Source organism: Agrobacterium albertimagni AOL15 (assembly GCF_000300855.1).
In the GTDB taxonomy this organism is placed as follows: Bacteria; Pseudomonadota; Alphaproteobacteria; order Rhizobiales; family Rhizobiaceae; genus Allorhizobium; species Allorhizobium albertimagni.
On record NZ_ALJF01000010.1, the window covers coordinates 113,193 to 128,595 of the forward strand.

13 protein-coding genes are annotated in these 15,403 nt (G+C 62.5%); 10 read left to right on the forward strand and 3 right to left on the reverse strand.

Going from position 1 to position 15,403, the window contains the following annotated elements:
* The first annotated feature begins 156 nt into the window (after positions 1–156).
* Positions 157–2,307 carry a TonB-dependent siderophore receptor gene (locus QWE_RS12320; RefSeq protein ID WP_006726458.1) on the forward strand — a complete coding sequence of 717 codons (2,151 nt, stop codon included), beginning with the start codon at positions 157–159 and terminating at the stop codon, positions 2,305–2,307.
* 48 nt (positions 2,308–2,355) lie between these two features.
* Here the strand turns inward: QWE_RS12320 and QWE_RS12325 are convergent, their stop codons facing one another.
* Positions 2,356–3,255 carry a helix-turn-helix transcriptional regulator gene (locus QWE_RS12325; RefSeq protein WP_006726460.1) on the reverse strand — a complete coding sequence of 300 codons (900 nt, stop codon included), beginning with the start codon at positions 3,253–3,255 and terminating at the stop codon, positions 2,356–2,358.
* Positions 3,256–3,511: 256 nt separating this feature from the next.
* Here QWE_RS12325 and QWE_RS12330 point away from each other — a divergent pair, with 256 nt between their 5' ends.
* Together QWE_RS12330 and QWE_RS12335 are read left to right on the forward strand one after the other, a co-directional pair.
* Entirely contained in the window at positions 3,512–4,696 is a 1,185-nt protein-coding gene (locus QWE_RS12330; protein WP_006726461.1) for an FAD-binding domain-containing protein, read from the forward strand.
* Between the two features lie 29 nt (positions 4,697–4,725).
* A complete protein-coding gene (locus QWE_RS12335; protein WP_006726462.1) occupies positions 4,726–6,045 on the forward strand; it encodes an ABC1 kinase family protein in 1,320 nt (439 codons plus the stop codon).
* Between the two features lie 29 nt (positions 6,046–6,074).
* On the opposite strand, the gene QWE_RS12340 is transcribed toward QWE_RS12335, so the two are convergent.
* Positions 6,075–6,806: a COG3904 family protein gene (locus QWE_RS12340; RefSeq protein ID WP_052018178.1), complete on the reverse strand. Its 732-nt coding sequence runs from the start codon at positions 6,804–6,806 to the stop codon at positions 6,075–6,077.
* Positions 6,807–6,868: 62 nt separating this feature from the next.
* On the reverse strand, positions 6,869–8,194 hold the full coding sequence (locus QWE_RS12345; protein ID WP_006726464.1) for a hypothetical protein: 1,326 nt from the start codon (positions 8,192–8,194) through the stop codon (positions 6,869–6,871).
* Between the two features lie 326 nt (positions 8,195–8,520).
* On the opposite strand from QWE_RS12345, the gene QWE_RS12350 reads away from it, so the two are divergent.
* The 7 genes from QWE_RS12350 (at position 8,521) to QWE_RS12380 (ending at position 15,388) form a co-directional block, all read left to right on the forward strand.
* Positions 8,521–9,552 (forward strand): LacI family DNA-binding transcriptional regulator, encoded by a 1,032-nt coding sequence (locus QWE_RS12350; protein ID WP_040300106.1) that lies wholly within the window; start codon positions 8,521–8,523, stop codon positions 9,550–9,552.
* Between the two features lie 263 nt (positions 9,553–9,815).
* Positions 9,816–10,967 carry an extracellular solute-binding protein gene (locus QWE_RS12355; RefSeq protein WP_006726466.1) on the forward strand — a complete coding sequence of 384 codons (1,152 nt, stop codon included), beginning with the start codon at positions 9,816–9,818 and terminating at the stop codon, positions 10,965–10,967.
* Positions 10,968–11,002: 35 nt separating this feature from the next.
* The gene (locus QWE_RS12360) at positions 11,003–11,842 is read left to right on the forward strand and encodes an ABC transporter permease (protein WP_006726467.1); all 840 of its coding nucleotides are present in this window, start codon (positions 11,003–11,005) and stop codon (positions 11,840–11,842) included.
* 5 nt (positions 11,843–11,847) lie between these two features.
* Complete coding sequence (locus QWE_RS12365) at positions 11,848–12,672, forward strand: ABC transporter permease (RefSeq protein WP_006726468.1); 825 nt, start codon at positions 11,848–11,850, stop codon at positions 12,670–12,672.
* Between the two features lie 25 nt (positions 12,673–12,697).
* A complete protein-coding gene (locus QWE_RS12370) occupies positions 12,698–13,744 on the forward strand; it encodes an ABC transporter ATP-binding protein (RefSeq protein WP_006726469.1) in 1,047 nt (348 codons plus the stop codon).
* Positions 13,734–14,582 (forward strand): glycerophosphodiester phosphodiesterase, encoded by an 849-nt coding sequence (locus tag QWE_RS12375; protein WP_006726470.1) that lies wholly within the window; start codon positions 13,734–13,736, stop codon positions 14,580–14,582. Before QWE_RS12370 ends, QWE_RS12375 begins: the two co-directional genes overlap by 11 nt.
* A complete protein-coding gene (locus QWE_RS12380) occupies positions 14,582–15,388 on the forward strand; it encodes an inositol monophosphatase family protein (RefSeq protein ID WP_006726471.1) in 807 nt (268 codons plus the stop codon). Before QWE_RS12375 ends, QWE_RS12380 begins: the two co-directional genes overlap by 1 nt.
* Positions 15,389–15,403: the final 15 nt, after the last annotated feature.

A 15,403-nucleotide genomic window follows, 5' to 3' on the forward strand; every position in this document is an offset into this window, starting at 1 on the left:
GCGTGCAGACCGATCCGATCTTGGACTGCAGCGGCCGGGGCTCAGGGATAGGGCCGCAAGAGACTGCAGGCCTAAATCCGGTGTCGGTCGGCGCCCGACGATGATCCTCTCTGTTCATCGTGCGGGAATGTCGGAACGTCAAATTCTGGAAACAACATGATCAGAGCCATTCCCGCCCGGGGCGCCACGCGTGTGTCCCTTCGCCATCGCATCAGCATCCTTCTGGGCTGCACGGCATTCGTGGCCCTGGTGCCGGTATTTGCCGTCGCTCAGGACGCCGATACCGAAGGGGACACGACCGTTCTGCAGACGATCACCGTTGAAGGGGCCGGCAAGGCCGACGCGGATTCCAGATCGATCGTCGCGACCCAATCGAGCGCCGTCGGCAAGATGCCCGGCGAAATCCTGACGACACCGGCGACCGTTTCCGTCGTCACATCCAAGGAAATCGAGCAGCGCGGTGCCGACAGCGTCGAGAAGGTGGTGCAGTACACCGCCGGCGTAACCACCGATTTCTACGGATCGGACGATCGTTTCGATTACGTCACCATTCGGGGCTTCTCGCCCTACACCTACCGCGACGGTCTGGCCCTCGGCAGAACCTGGCTGGGTGTGAAGGAAGAACCCTATGCCTTTGAGAGGCTCGAGATCCTGAAGGGCGCGAATTCCACCGGCTTCGGCGTTTCCGATCCGGGTGGTGCCATCAATTATGTGACGAAGACGCCGCGCAGCGAGCGTTTTGGCGAAGTCTATGGCACGACCGGATCCTTCGCCCACAAGGAGACGGGCTTCGACTTCGGCGACAATCTGACGGAAGACGACACCCTGTCCTATCGCCTGACCGGTAAGTTCCAGCGGGCCGATGGCGAGTATGATTTCTCGGAGAACGACGAGAACTTCATCATGGGCGGTTTGACCTGGCGTCCCACCGACATGACCAGTTTGACATTCGTCTTCGATCACCTCGATCGCAACGCGACCCCGAGCGGTGGCGGTCATCCGCTTTACACCGACTTTGACCGGGATCGGTTCTTCGGAGAGCCGGATTTCAACTATGATGCGACGAACCGCAACACCTATACGATGCTGTTCGACCACGATTTCGGCAACGGCCTGAGCTTCAATTCCAGTGCGCGCTACAGCAATGCCAACCGCGACACCGGCTTTGCCTATATCTATGATTCAGCCGGCGCCTCCAGCCTTGCTGACACCAGGGCAGACCGCATCTATTCTGTCGGCTCCAGTTCGAGCGAACAGTTCATTGTAGATGCCCATCTGCTGTACGAGACAAATTTCGACCAGGTTGAAAGCCGAACCCTGGCTGGCGTTGACTACAACAGCATCGAGTCCAGCAACGAGTCCGGCTATCTCTGGGGCGCAGGGACGCCATCAATCGATTGGCAAAATCCCGTCTATGCAGGTCTGCCGTCGGCGATCCCGCTCACGACCCGCAAGAGCAACGACCGCAGCACCCGGGCCATCTATCTGCAGCAGGATCTGATCTTCTCGGACCGCGTCACGGCCAGTGTCGGCCTGCGCAACGACTGGCTGGATCTCGAAGAGACCGATCTGGCGACCCGGGTGTCCAAGTCGCGAGACTACAGCGAGTTCAGCAAGCGCGTCGGTCTGAGCTACAAGGTTACCGAGGAACTGGCGGCCTATGTCAGCTATGCCGAGTCCGTCGCCCCGCCGAGCACGGGCAACGAGCCGCTCTACGGCTCGCAGTACGAGGTGGGCGTCAAATATCGTCCGGACGCCTTCCCCGGCCTGATCACCGCCTCGATCTACGACCTCACGCTCGAAAACATCACCACATCCGAGGGGCCGTTCTACCTTGCGGCCACGGTCGAAAAGGTGCGCCATCGCGGTCTGGATTTTGAAGCAAAGGTCGAGGTCACGCCGAGCTTCGGGCTGATTGCGGGATATAGCTACATCGACTCGAAGATCGAGGACACGAGCACCACTTCGAGTTCGGTCGATGGCAAGCGTTTCGCCCAGGTCCCCGAGCACATGGCATCAATCTGGGGCACGTACACGCTCGAAGGCAACGGCGATCGCGGCGACATGACCTTCGGGGCAGGCGCGCGCTTCGTCGGCTCCTACTATTTCAACAACGCGAACACCCGCAAATCTGACGGCGCAGTGATCTTCGATGCCTCCTTCACCTATGCGATCAAGGAGAACACGAGCTTCCAGCTGAACGTCAGCAACCTGTTCGACGAAAAGCATGTCGCCAACAATGATGGCGGTGCGCTCTACTACAACCCCGGTCGCGCCATCTACGCGACCCTCCGCCAGACCTGGTGAGAAACGGCGAGGGCTCGCAGCGCAAAGCGTGGCGAGCCCTCGTGCCATCTAGATGGAATGGTGTTTGCGTCGCCAGACGGCCGGGGTATCCCCGGTGATGCTGCGGAACACTTTGGTCAGATGCGCCTGGTCGGAAAAGCCGAGTTGCGCGCTGATGTCAGCGATGCTCATCTCGGTTTCCGAAAGCATCTGCCGCGCCATGTCGATCCGGCGTGACAGTTGCCACTGCAGCGGCGTCATCTCCGTGGTCTGACGGAAAACCGTGGCGAACCAGCTCTCCGACAGGCCGACGACATCTGCCATTTCTCGAACGCTCAAACGACGCCCGCCGCAATTGGCGAAATATCCCGAAAGCCGGTTCAGTTGCGCCTTGGTGAGATGCCCGGCATGCGCCGCCGTTCGATCGTCGCTGATCCGCAGATCGAGAAGTCCGGTGACGATGCTGCCCACCAGGTTCTCGGCAAAGGCGGGATGCCTGCCATCCGTCGAAAGCTCGTCGACAACAAGTGTCGCAAGGCTGGCCAGTGGACCGGGATCCTGCAGTTCGACCGGTTGCTTGATGATGGCGCGTGCCGCCGATGAGCCGACAGCCGGCGTCAGATAGCGCATCAGGCGTTCGGTGTGCAGATGCAGGTCGAGGTGGGAAAAGCGGTGGCGGCTGCTGAACTTCGTCCACATGGGCATGCCGGCTGGCACATAGATGGCCCGCGCCATGCCCCGCTCGCCCCGGTCCAGTTCCTCCGCCCGGTCCGCCACCCGGATCTGGGTGCTGACGTCGTTGAAGAAGAAGACGATCCGTGGATCCGGCGAGAGATAATAGCCGTTTGCCCCAGCATGGCCTTCCGCTTCCCAGTGGACGCCGACGACGCCGTCGAGGGAACGCCATTTGGGCGGCATGAGGGCGCGGATACCCTCGATTTCGGACTGCATCGAATGGAGATATGTCAAACCACTGGCCTCTCACCCGGTTTCGGTGACCTGCACATGCGTCATGGCGCGGCGCACTATTGGCCGGATGCTGGCGCCGGGTCAATAAAGATGACTTGATAAATCATATTTTTGATCTCGACTTTTTTGCTGTGGCTGTTCTGCCCACGGCTTGGATCGTGACGAAGGAGCGCAGGTCCGCCTTCGACGCTGAGCCGTAGTGTTGCTCGGTGGGCATCAGTCAGTGCCAGCCGGATTGAACGCATCTGGAGTAACGATGGCAGACTTCGACTTCCCCCTGACCCGCAGCGACGCCCTTCAACGCCTTAACGATTTTCTGCCGCATGCGGGGGCTGCCTATGCACGCTTGCGCAACAAGGAACAGGGGCAGGGACAGCATGTGCATGTATCGCGATTGTCCGCTGCGCTGCGCAGACGGCTGATCTCCGAGCAGGAGGTGGTCGATGCAGTACTGGCACGGCATGGCCTGTCGGCCGCCGAAAAATTCGTCAGCGAAGTGTTCTGGCGCACCTACTGGAAGGGCTGGCTCGAGCAGCGTCCAACCGTTTGGGAGGATTATAACGCAGCCGTCGAACGGGCGCTGGAGCAGCTGGACGCACTGTCGGGACTGCGCAAGCGTTATGCCTCGGCGATCGCTGGATCGACCGGCATCGACTGTTTCGACGCCTGGGCAAGAGAACTGAATGAGACGGGCTATCTGCACAACTGGGCGCGCATGCAGTTTGCCTCGATCTGGATCTTCACGCTCGGCCTGCCCTGGGAACTCGGCGCCGCCTCGATGTTCGAGCGCCTGATCGACGCCGATCCGGCATCGAACACCCTGTCCTGGCGTTGGGTGGCGGGGCTGCACACGGCCGGCAAGGCCTATCTCGCCGATGCCGAGCGCATCCGTTCCATGACAGATGGCCGCTTTTCGCCCGCCGGCCTGGCGCGCACGGCCCGCATTCCCGCAGACAGTGTGCGTACCCCTTCACCTTCATCCATTCGGCTGGCCTCTTCGCCGGATCCATCCGCGGCCACTCTGTTCCTGCTGACCACGGAGGATCTGTCGGTCGAGCAGGTTGGCACGATGCGTGCGCTTCCGGTCAAGGCCATCGCGTTCCTTAGGGGTCGCAACAAGTGGGATGACGCTGCGCTTGCTGATGGTCTTGCCCGTGCCGCACAGGTGTGGCCGGATGCGGAAGTCTGCGGGGCTCTCGCCCCGGGCGAACTGGCCGCAGCAGCCAAGGCGGCAGGCTGCAAACAGATCGCAACTGCTTTCCTGCCCGTCGGCCCGGTTGCGTCCTCCATCGCCCCGCTACGCGCCGAGGTCGACAGGTTCGGCATCGCCTTCACGGAATATCTGCGCGATTGGGATCGGATGGCTTGGCCACATTGCCGGAAGGGCTTCTTCGGGCTGAAGGAGAAGATTCCGGCTCTCCTGCAGGCTGAGCACCGCTGACATGCGCTCCAATCCTCGGAAGGATAGTGATGAGTGATCGTGATCGATACAGGCCCGTGCCCCAGGGGCGTCTCAGCCGGCTTGCGGCACTTGGCCAGATTGCCGGTGGTGTCGCCTCGGGCATGGTCGCGGAAGGCTTGAGCCGCTTGGCGAAAGGGGAACGTCCGCACTTAAGAGATCTGCTGTTGACGCCATCGAACGCGCTGAAGGCTGCAGAGCAGCTGTCGCGCATGCGCGGCGCGGCGATGAAGCTCGGCCAGATGATCTCGCTGGAACCCGGCGAATTCCTGCCGCCCGAGCTCCAGTCGATCTTTGCGCAGCTCCGGTCCTCGGCGCATTTCATGCCGCCGAGCCAGCTTTCCGCCTCACTGTCCAGCGCCTGGGGCCCGGACTGGCGACGCCATTTCAGCCAGTTCGAGACGACACCGATCGCAGCCGCTTCGATCGGGCAGGTCCATCGGGGTATTCTGTCCTCAGGCCGTCCGGTTGCCGTCAAGGTTCAATATCCAGGCGTGCTCCAGAGCATCGATTCCGACATCGACAATGTCGCGACCTTCCTGCGTCTGTCGGGCCTTCTTCCCGCAGGTCTCGACATTGCGCCGCATCTGGCGGAAGCCAAGCGGCAGTTGCGGGAAGAGGCAGATTATCTGCGCGAGGCGGAGGAAATGCGTCGCTTCGGCAGCCTGCTCGCCGATGACGACCGCTTCGTGGTGCCGGCCCCCGTGGAGGATCTCCTGCGGCCGACAGTCCTGCCCATGGATTTCGTCGAGGGGGCTCCGCTCGAAACCCTGGCCCATGCACCCCAGACGCAAAGAGATGCGGCCATGCAGGCGATCTCCGAGCTGGCGTTGCGCGAGCTTTTCGTCTTCGGTCACATGCAGACGGATCCCAACTTCGCCAACTATCTCTGGAGGCCTTCGGATGGGCGGGTCGCGCTTCTCGATTTCGGCGCGGTACGACCGGTCTCCCCGGAAAGCGCCAGAGACTACCATCTCCTCCTGCAGGCGACTCTCGGCGGAGATCCCAAAGCCGTGCGCGATGCGCTGATGCAGATGCGCTATCTGTCCCGGGCGCAGACGGAGCGCTACGGACGGACGCTGGATGAAATGACACGCGTCGTCCTCGACCATGTCCTGAAGGCGCCGGAGGGGCTCGTCGATTTCAGCGACCGTGGCCCGCTCGTGGAAATCCGCGAGCGCGCAGTGCCGATTTTTGCCGATCGCGCGCTCTGGGCGCTGCCGGCTCCGGACAAGATGTTCCTGCAACGCAAGATCACCGGGCTTGCGCTTCTCAGCATGAAGCTGCGCGTCCGCATGCCGCTTTCGGCCATGCTTCGAGACTATGCCTGACGCGTATCGCAGGGCTACTGCAGTAATTTTCAGTCTGCCTGCTTCGCGGTTGCGACCGGGGCCGTGACCAGCTTGAACTCAGCCATCTCTTCCGGCGTCAGGTAGTAGAGCCGGTCCGGAGGCGTTTCCAGCGCGTTGATCCAAAGCCCGTTGCCGATGCCCATTTCCTCGAGATGGCGGGCAATGCGTGCCGTGGTGCTCTGTGCGCCGGACATCGCCTGCTCGGGTGAGGGGCGGTCTTGCCCGGCATTGAAGACCTGATGCACGCCGAGAATGGCATCCTGTTCTGCCTCGCGGGCCACACCGCCGGCAAACACCAGAGGACAGGAGGAGGCGCAGAGCGCCTTGCTCGCCACCTTGGTGTTGATGCCTTTTTCCCGGATCAGCTTCGACATGGCCAGGGCATCGTTGACCGAGCCACCCGGCGAATTCAGCGACACCGCCTGAACATATTCGCCGCGAGCAGCGATCTCCTCGGCAAATCGCTCTGCAGCACCAAGGTCGATCGAACCTTCCGCCTTGAGCACGCCGCCCGTCAGCAATTCGAACCGCATCGGTTGGCGCAGGATTTCCGGAGAACTGTCAGGGTCCACCGGAGGCGCCTGGGGAGTACCGTCCGTCAGCGCTGGCGGAAGGACGGGTGCGTCCGTCGTCATCGGATCATGGCCGGGAAGGGGAGCCTGCGCGAGGCTCATCTCCCGGAGGTCCGTGAACAGGAAAGCACCCGCAGCCGCCAGCAGCCCGAAGAAGGCGCTACGCATCAAGAGCCCGTCATCGGCACGCACAATGGCAGTCTTCAGGCGCAGGGCGAGCGAAGATGGTTTCACGCCGGGGGTCCCTTGCGTGGCGCCTTGGCGGCCATGTCGAGGCTGGTGATGTTGGAATCGATCCGCCCGCGCTCGTCTTCCGCTTCTGCGGAGTGGAGCGCCTGTTCGACATCGATCCCCTGTCGATTGAGCGCCCGCTGCACTTCGAGCGCCCGCTGCACTTCGAGCGCCTCCAGCAGTTCGGCTGCGGTGATCCGCTGTGCGAAGGGCATTTGCTCCTCCTGTCGCCGGATCGCTCCGTGCACCACGGTCAGGATGAAGACCAGGACGGCAGGAAGGAGATCGATCGAAATCGCCCCCGCCCAGGCCGGAATGAAATCCGCAGCATAACGCAGGACAGCCTCTGCCGAGGAGAGCGGGACGAAGCGCCGTTCGGCGACCGGCTCGCGTGCGAGGATTTCGTCGGCGGCCTGCGACAGAACCTGCGACTGGGCGGAAACAGAGGTCCGGATCGTCTGCATGACCTGGTCCTGGCGCTCGGCCAGATCGGCTGCTCGACCATCGGCAACAGGCGCGATAAAGCCGAGGGAGAGGTCGTCGGCCGCCCGCTTGACGGAGGGGGCAATCGAGGTCTGTTCCAGTGACGTGATGACGCCGGAAAGGGCGACGACTTCGGCGGAGAATTCGTCGCTGCGGGGTGCAATTGCACCGGGCGCCGAAACCAGCGTGCGCATGGTCGCCAGATGAGCGCGCCCCTGGTCGAAGAGCGTCGTCACCCGCTCGCGCGAGGCGGTGATGCCGGTTTCCAACTCGTCGAGTTGGGCGGACATCTGCGTCAGAAGCTGGACGACGCTGCCCGCACCCGTGGTGCCTGTGAGCGCGCCATTTTGCCGTTCGTCCTCGGCAAGCCGCGAAAAGCGCTCCGATGTCCGCTGGATGTCGGGCAGCAGGCTTTGGGCGGCAAGTGCGTTCTGATGCGCCTGATCGAGATCCGCCGTGTAGTCCTGCACCGTTTCCGCGAGATGCTGTTCGAGTGCGGCAGATCCTGCAAGCGCCGCCGCATTCAGCCAGCTCGACATGGCGATGATCATGGCGCAGCCGAGCGCCATCACGCCCATCAGGGCCCCGCGTGCCGCAGCGCCGGTCACATGGGGGTAGAAACGCGCCATGTAGGACCAGAAGGCATAGATCGCCACCGAGACCGAGGCTGAATAGATGATGGCGGCAAAGAAGACCGCGGTCGGTGAGCCGTCGAGAAGGCTACGGACCCCCAGATAGGTGTAGACACCGGACGCAAGGGCCAGAACGGCGAGCGCAAAGCGGGTCATGGTTTCGACGGCAAGGACGCCATCCTGCAAACGATGCGATGCGCCAAGCGCCATGGAGACCTCCGACAGGAATGAATTCTTAACAAGCTCTTAAGAAGCGGGCGAAATGAAGGCTGAGGCTGAGTTGCCTTTCCTTCGGCGAAGGACGTTGTCGTTCATGCAAAAACACCCATAATCGGTGTGATTTGCAACCAATTCGGGCTTGCCGGATGCGTCTAGCCGCGATGAGCACATATTTAGGAGCGGTGGATGAGCCGTCTTCTTCACCCCTCTCACGAATTTGTGTCACACTAGAAGCGTAATGCGCCCTCTGTCGCGTACCGTGAGGCCCGCAATCAGGCCCCTCGGTACGAGCCCTCATTCTCTGTTGGTTTTGCTGCATGCGTAAGAATGGCTCGCCGCTTTTTGTCAGTGCCAGGATGGTGGCCGAGCGCGCCGGCGTGTCCCGTTCCGCTGTATCGCGCACCTTTACCGACGGCGCGAGCGTTTCGGAGGAGACGCGTCGAAAGGTCGTCGAAGCGGCCGAGGCGCTCGGCTATCACGTCAATCATCTGGCCCGCCAGCTGCGCGAGCGTAGCAACATCGTCTGTCTGATCGTCTCGGATCTGACCACGCCCGTCAGAGCGGCAATGGTCGACCGCTTGACCCGCAAGCTTCAGGCGGCAGGCAAGATCACTGTGGTTCTCAACACGGAGAGTGACGAGGCAAGCGTCAATCACGCCTTGAAGCTCACCTTGCACTACCGTGCCGATGCGACGGTGGTCCTGTCGGGAACGCCATCGACGGGACTGGTGAAAACGGCGCTTGCCAACGGCCAGCAGGTCATCCTGATCAACCGCGACGACGGTCTGGAGGGCTGCGACAATGTCGGGCTGGACAATGCGACGGCAGCAAGAGAGGCGCATTTCCTCCTGAAACGGGCCGGGTGCCGGCGTCTCGGGATCGTGACCTCGGCGGCCCGCACCCCGAGCCTGGTGGAGAGAGAAGAGCGCTTCCTCGAGGCGGCCGCCGCTGAAGCGATTACGGTGACCGTCGTCGAGGCGGACGCGACCAGCTATCGCGCCGGTTTCGAAGCTGCCAAACGCGTCTATGCCCGGTCGGAGCCTCCAGACGGTGTGTTTGCCGTCACCGATCTGCTCGCGATCGGCTTCATGGATGGGGCACGCCTCGAATTCGGCCTCAGGATCCCGGAGGATCTCTGCGTCATCGGCTTCGACAATATCGAACAGGCATCCTGGGAAGCCTATCGGCTCACAACCTTCCAGCAGCCGCTCGATCGGATCGCACAGCATGTGGTCACCCTCCTGACGGAAGCAGAAGACCCGACTGGAACTTCTCAGCCGGACGGAGCCGTCTTCGAGCCGGTCGCCGTCTGGCGCCGTTCCGTTCGTCCCCATCCCGGGTCGACCTGATGCACGCGTGTGCATTCTCCCGGTGTCATCAAACCTTCGTCTAATCCCTGTAGGACGGAAATGCCCGATTAAGCGCGTTGCACGCATGTGCAAGCGCATGGTGCAAGTCTGCAGAGGGGCCGAGGCGGCGGTCCCTCTGCAGGCGTGCCCGGGCAAGCATTTCGAGAGATGCAGGCTGCAGGCCCGTCGGGGTCAATGTCGCTGTGTCTCGGGGTTTGATTGTGAGCCGACGCCGGGTGGCGCGGCAGCCAAGGGAGAAGACGATGAAGCGTCGCGCATTCCTGATTTCCACGGCCGGCACCGTTGCCGGAATGATGATTCTACCGAAGCTGTCCTTTGCAGCCGAAGGTCAGATCGACTGGTATACCGGCTCGGATGCCAATGTCCTCGATTTCTGGACCAACACGGTCAAGCCGGCTTTCGAAGCAGCGAATGCGGGCGTGAAGCTCAATCTCGTCGATGCCGGCGACAATGCAGGCATCCAGTCGATCGCCGAGCGCGCCATCGCGGCAATGCAGACGAACACCGACCCGCAGGCCGATTACTTCGAGCATACCGATCCGCGGCTGCCGAAGGGCGCCATCGAGGCTGGCCTCTACGTCAACATGAAGGAAGCTGGCCTGTCGAACTATTCGAAGGTCAACCCGCTCGCCATCGACAGCGACTACTCGCTTCCCTATCGCGGCAGCCAGGTGCTGCTCGCCTACGACACCACCAAGCTGTCGGCTGCCGATGCGCCGAAGACCTGGGATGCGCTCGTCGCCTGGATCAAGGCCAGCCCCGGCCAGTTCGTCTACAACCGCCCTGACAAGGGTGGTTCGGGCGGAAACTTCGTGCGTCGTGCCATCCATCAGGCAAACGGCCTCGACCCCAAGGCCTTCACGGTCGACAATTACACCGAAGCCTTCGGCAACGAGGCCCTCGGCAAGGCCTGGGAGCTGCTCAAGGACATCGCCCCGTCGCTCTACGACAACGGCGCCTACTCCTCCGGCAACACACAGTCGATCCAGTTGCTCGCCCAAGGCGTTGTAACCATGACCCCGGTCTGGTCCGACCAGGTTCTCCAGGCGATCGATCAGGGCGTCTTGCCGGAAACGACCGGCATCGTACAGCTTCAGGATCTGGCTCTCTGCGGCAACTTCTCGCGCGCCGTGGTGCTCGCCAACGGCAAGAACCGCGACGCAGCCCTGAAGCTGGCCAATTTCATTCTGACCGAAGAGATCCAGGGTGCCATTCTTTCCGAACTTGGCGGCTTCCCCGGTGTCAGTTGGGAACATGTCTCCGCTGATCTGCGCGAGAAGTTCGCCGACATTATCCCGAACAGCATTCCGACCTTCCCGGCTGGCGCCTGGGAAGTTGCGGTCAATGACGGCTGGTACCGCAACGTCGCGCCGACCATCGACCGGAAGTCGTGAGTTCAGGCGTGACATCGTCTGCGATATCCAGAACCATGGCGGGCAGGGGGCTTGTTGGCCTCCTGCTCGTCGCCTTGCCGGTTTCGCTCGTCGGATGGCTGGTCATCTGGCCGATCATCAGTGCCGTCCTGCGCACGGTGTGGCGGACGTCGCCGGATGGTGAGGCGGGCTTCGACCTGTCGAGCTATATCTTCTTCTTTTCCGACGCCTACAGTCTCAACAATCTCAGCCTGACACTCTGGACCACGGCGGTTTGTGCCTTGCTGCTCCTGGTCGTGTCGCTTCCGATCGCGCTTTATCTGCGCTTTGCCCGAGGCGGCATCTCCTCCTATGTGCAGGCGCTCGCGATTTTGCCGATGTTCGTGCCGTCGATCATTCTCGCCTATGCCCTGATCCGCGTGCTCGGGCCGAACGGCATGGTCGACCTGCTTTTGAACTTCGCCGGCCTGCCGAAATTGAGAACACCGTATCTCACGCCCTGGGGGCCGGTGATCGGCTTGGTCTGGGACAATATTCCGCTGACGGTGCTGATCCTGCTCTCGGGTCTCGGCTCGGTGAGCAACATGGCGATCGAGGCGGCGCGTGATGTCGGCGCAAGCCGGCTTCGGGTTCTCCGGCACATCATATTGCCGCAGATCACCAATTCCATTCTGGTGGCACTGTCCTTTGCCGTGCTCGGCATCTTCTCCGCCTTCACGCTGCCCTATCTGCTGGGGCCTGCCTCGCCGGAGATGATGGGACCCTTCATGCAGCGAACGTTCAGGGATCTGAATGACCCCGTCAGCGCCATTACCCAGGCTGTGATCACCTTCGGCTTCTGCATCGTCTTTGGCCTGTTCTACGTGCGCTCCGTCGCCCGCAACCAGGGGAGATGAGGCCCATGAACCTACCCATTGCCCCACCACGCCGGATCGATGGCACTGGCATCCTGCTTGCGCTCGTGCTTTCGATCGTCGTCGTCCTGCCTTTGCTTGTGGTCGGCGTCTGGGCCTTTACCGAGGTCTGGCGCTATCCCAACGTCCTGCCGCAGCAATTCGGTCTGCGGTTCTGGGAGCAGACGCTGAACCGCGCGGACGTGTGGAACGCGCTATGGCTGAGCCTGACGCTCTCGGCCGTGGTGACGCTTGCCTCCGCGGTCATCTGCCTGCCGGCGGCTTATGCCTTTGCGCGGATGCGCTTTCCCGGTCGTGACCTCTTGTTCTTCTCGTTCCTCGCAGGCCATGCCTTCCCGAAATTCGGTCTCCTCGTCGCCATCGCCGCGATCTTTCTGCAGCTCGACCTGATCGGCACTTTCTGGGGTGTGGCGCTTATCCAGCTCGTCAACACGCTGATGTTCATGATCTGGATCCCGGTTGCGGCCTTCCAGGCCGTTGATCGTCGCATGGAAGAGGCCGCCCGCGACGTGGGTGCCGGCCCGTTCCGTGTCTTCTGGTCGATCACCTTGCCCCAGGCCGCGCCGACAATTGCGGCGGCCCTTCTCCTGACATTCGTCGGCACATTCTACGAGACGGAAGGCGCCTGGCTGATCGGCGCGCCGGGCATCCGCACCATGCCCGTGCTGATGATCAGTTTCATCAACAACCAGATGGTCATCCAGTTCGGTGCGGTCCTGTCCGTCATGCTCTGGGTCCCGTCCTTCATCGCCCTGATGTTCGCCCGCCGGGTGATCGGCGGCAACGCCTTTGCCAAGGGTTTTGGGGGATGAACAACAGCCTCACAGGAATACCAAGATGTCCAAACTGAGCATACGGGCGGTCTCCAAGGTCTTCGGGGCCGGAACCACCGCCGTCGACAGCGTCTCGCTCGATGTGGCGGATGGCGAGCTGGTCTGCCTGCTCGGCCCTTCCGGTTCCGGCAAGTCGACCTTGCTGCGCCTGGTGGGCGGCTTTGAGCAGCCGACATCGGGAACGATCGCGATCGACGGTCAGGACGTGACGCGTCTGCCGCCGGAGCAGCGTCCGACAGGCATGGTGTTCCAGAGCCATGCGCTCTGGTCGCATATGAACGTTTTCAACAACCTCGCCTTCGGCCTCAAGCTCCGCAAGCGTCCGGCTGCCGAGATCCGTGACAGGGTCGAGGGCGTGCTCGAGCTGGTCGGCCTGAAGGGCTACGACCGACGCATGACCAACGAGCTCTCAGGCGGCCAGCAGCAGCGCGTCGCACTCGCACGCTCTCTCATTCTCGAGCCGAAGATCCTGCTGCTGGACGAGCCCTTCGCAAGCCTCGACCAGCACCTTCGGGAGCGGTTGCGCGAAGAGGTGCGCGACATCCAGCTTCGCCTGAAGATCACGACGCTCTTCGTCACCCACGGGCAGGACGAGGCGCTCTCCATGGCGGACCGGATCGTGGTCATGCAAAATGGCAGGACCGAGCAGGCCGATCGGCCGGAGATCATCTACCGTGATCCGCAAACACCGTTTGTTGCTGGCTTCATCGGCACGATGAACTTCGTCGACGGTAGGGTCGAGAACGGCCGTTTCGTGCATCCCGACCTGTCTGTCGACATGCCCGTCTCGGATGGCCCGGTCACTCTGGCCGTGAGGCCGGAGGCACTTGACCTGGTCAGCACGCAAGACGGCGCGGCAGTCGTCCACCGCGTCACCGATTTCGGAACCCATGGTCTCGTCGATCTGCATCTCTCCGATGGCACCCGGCTCAAATCCCTGGTGCGCAGCCCCGAACCCTTCCGTTCCGGCCACGCGGTGGATCTGCGCCCTCGCGCCTTTGCCGCCTTCCGCGACAACGTCAAACTCTACCGGTCCTCCGATGCAGCCTGATCCGATCTTCATCGACCACCAAGGCCAGCGGACCCTCATCAAGTGGCACCGGGCGCGGAGAAAGGCGTCCGACGCCGAATTCACTCCGACCCGCATCCTCGACGCCATGCGTCTCGGCGCAAGTGTCGAGGTGGATCTCGTGGTCCATGCCGACAAGGGTTTTGCGATCCTGCATGATCTCAAACTCGATCACGGGACCACCGGATCCGGCCTGGTCTGCGAGACATCAGCCGAAACGCTGCGCCAGCTTTTCCTGCGCGGCAATGACGGGGAGCCGATCGCTGACCGGGTGATGTTGCTCGAGGATCTCTGTGACCTTCTAGCTGCAAACCCTGCCCATCCCGATGCCCTGCTGCAACTCGACTACAAGGAAGACCTGTCGCGCCTGTCGCCGGCCGTCATCGCCAATTTCGCGGCGACCGTCTCCAAGGTGGCGCATACGATGATCCTTTCGGGTGGCGATAGCGCCGCCGTCGCATCCCTGGCTGCCGCCACGCCGGGACTCAGAACCGGCTACGACCCGACCTATGTCGGCGTGCTCGACGACCTGCAATCCGGGGAGGACTTCTTGCGCTTTATCGCAGCTGCCCTGAAGACGACACCGGAAGCGGCGATGATCTATCTCGAGTACGAGCTCATTCTGGCGGCGGATGCAGCGGGCGTCGATCTCATCGGCGCCGTCCACGACGACAACCGGCATGTCGACGCCTGGACGATCCGGGCGATCACGCCTGTCACGCTTGCAAAGGTCCGCCGTCTCCTCGACCTGCGGGTCGATCAGATCACCACGGATGACCCCGAGGGTCTCCTTCTTGCATTGGCCGAAGGAGCCGCTTGATGTCCATCGATCCCGCAATCGTTCTGGCCGACATGATCGAGGCCGCGCGGCGCGCCGGCGCGCTGACGCTCGAGCATTTTCATCGCAGGGAGACGCTTGAAATCGGCGTCAAGGGACCGGGCGATTTCGTCAGCATTGCTGACGAGCAGTCCGAGACCCTGATCCGCGATTACCTGCTTACCCGTTATCCCGACTGGAGCCTGAGCGGGGAGGAGTTCCCCCCGGTCAAGGGCGTGGATGACACCTACCGCTTTCTCGTCGACCCGATCGACGGAACCACCAATTTCCTCTGGGGTCTCGACTACACGATCACGATCGCCTTGCGGCGGGCCGGCGAGACGATCTGTGGCCTCATCTACAATCCGGTGACGGACGAGATGTTCACGGCCCAGAAGGGGCAGGGTGCTCATCTCAACGGCAGGCGGCTCGAAATGCGCGACAGCGCCGATGTCAGCCAGATGGTGGTCGGAACCGGCCTTCCCACCCCGAACCTCTCGATGCATCCCGGCGCCTATGCGCGACTGGATGCGATCCGTGCACCGATCGGTGCTGTCCGCGTTCTCGGCAGTGCCGCCAATTGTTGCGCCTATGTCGCCTGCGGTCGTTTCACCGGTTACTTCGAGCAGACCGGTTTCGTCGATACGGCAGCCGGCATTCTCCTGGTGGAAGAAGCCGGCGGGGTCGTGACCGACTGGTGGGGGCGGGGACCGGAGTATTTCGAGAAATCCGGTTTGCTGATCGTCGCCAATCCCGGCACGCACGGGTTTCTGCTCAGCCACCTGTCGAAGGTCGAACGGCCGGACTGAGCTTCAGACAAAGGC

What these genes read in the sequence shown, in the direction of transcription:
- QWE_RS12350 (WP_040300106.1), top strand. Translation starts at nt 8,521, where the DNA reads ATGCGTAAGAATGGCTCGCCGCTTTTTGTCAGTGCCAGGATGGTGGCC.
- QWE_RS12380 (WP_006726471.1), top strand. Translation starts at nt 14,582, where the DNA reads ATGTCCATCGATCCCGCAATCGTTCTGGCCGACATGATCGAGGCCGCG.
- QWE_RS12360 (WP_006726467.1), top strand. Translation starts at nt 11,003, where the DNA reads ATGGCGGGCAGGGGGCTTGTTGGCCTCCTGCTCGTCGCCTTGCCGGTT.
- QWE_RS12330 (WP_006726461.1), top strand. Translation starts at nt 3,512, where the DNA reads ATGGCAGACTTCGACTTCCCCCTGACCCGCAGCGACGCCCTTCAACGC.
- QWE_RS12320 (WP_006726458.1), top strand. Translation starts at nt 157, where the DNA reads ATGATCAGAGCCATTCCCGCCCGGGGCGCCACGCGTGTGTCCCTTCGC.
- QWE_RS12335 (WP_006726462.1), top strand. Translation starts at nt 4,726, where the DNA reads ATGAGTGATCGTGATCGATACAGGCCCGTGCCCCAGGGGCGTCTCAGC.
- QWE_RS12355 (WP_006726466.1), top strand. Translation starts at nt 9,816, where the DNA reads ATGAAGCGTCGCGCATTCCTGATTTCCACGGCCGGCACCGTTGCCGGA.
- QWE_RS12375 (WP_006726470.1), top strand. Translation starts at nt 13,734, where the DNA reads ATGCAGCCTGATCCGATCTTCATCGACCACCAAGGCCAGCGGACCCTC.
- QWE_RS12345 (WP_006726464.1), bottom strand. Translation starts at nt 8,194, where the DNA reads ATGGCGCTTGGCGCATCGCATCGTTTGCAGGATGGCGTCCTTGCCGTC.
- QWE_RS12370 (WP_006726469.1), top strand. Translation starts at nt 12,698, where the DNA reads ATGTCCAAACTGAGCATACGGGCGGTCTCCAAGGTCTTCGGGGCCGGA.
- QWE_RS12340 (WP_052018178.1), bottom strand. Translation starts at nt 6,806, where the DNA reads ATGCGTAGCGCCTTCTTCGGGCTGCTGGCGGCTGCGGGTGCTTTCCTG.
- QWE_RS12365 (WP_006726468.1), top strand. Translation starts at nt 11,848, where the DNA reads ATGAACCTACCCATTGCCCCACCACGCCGGATCGATGGCACTGGCATC.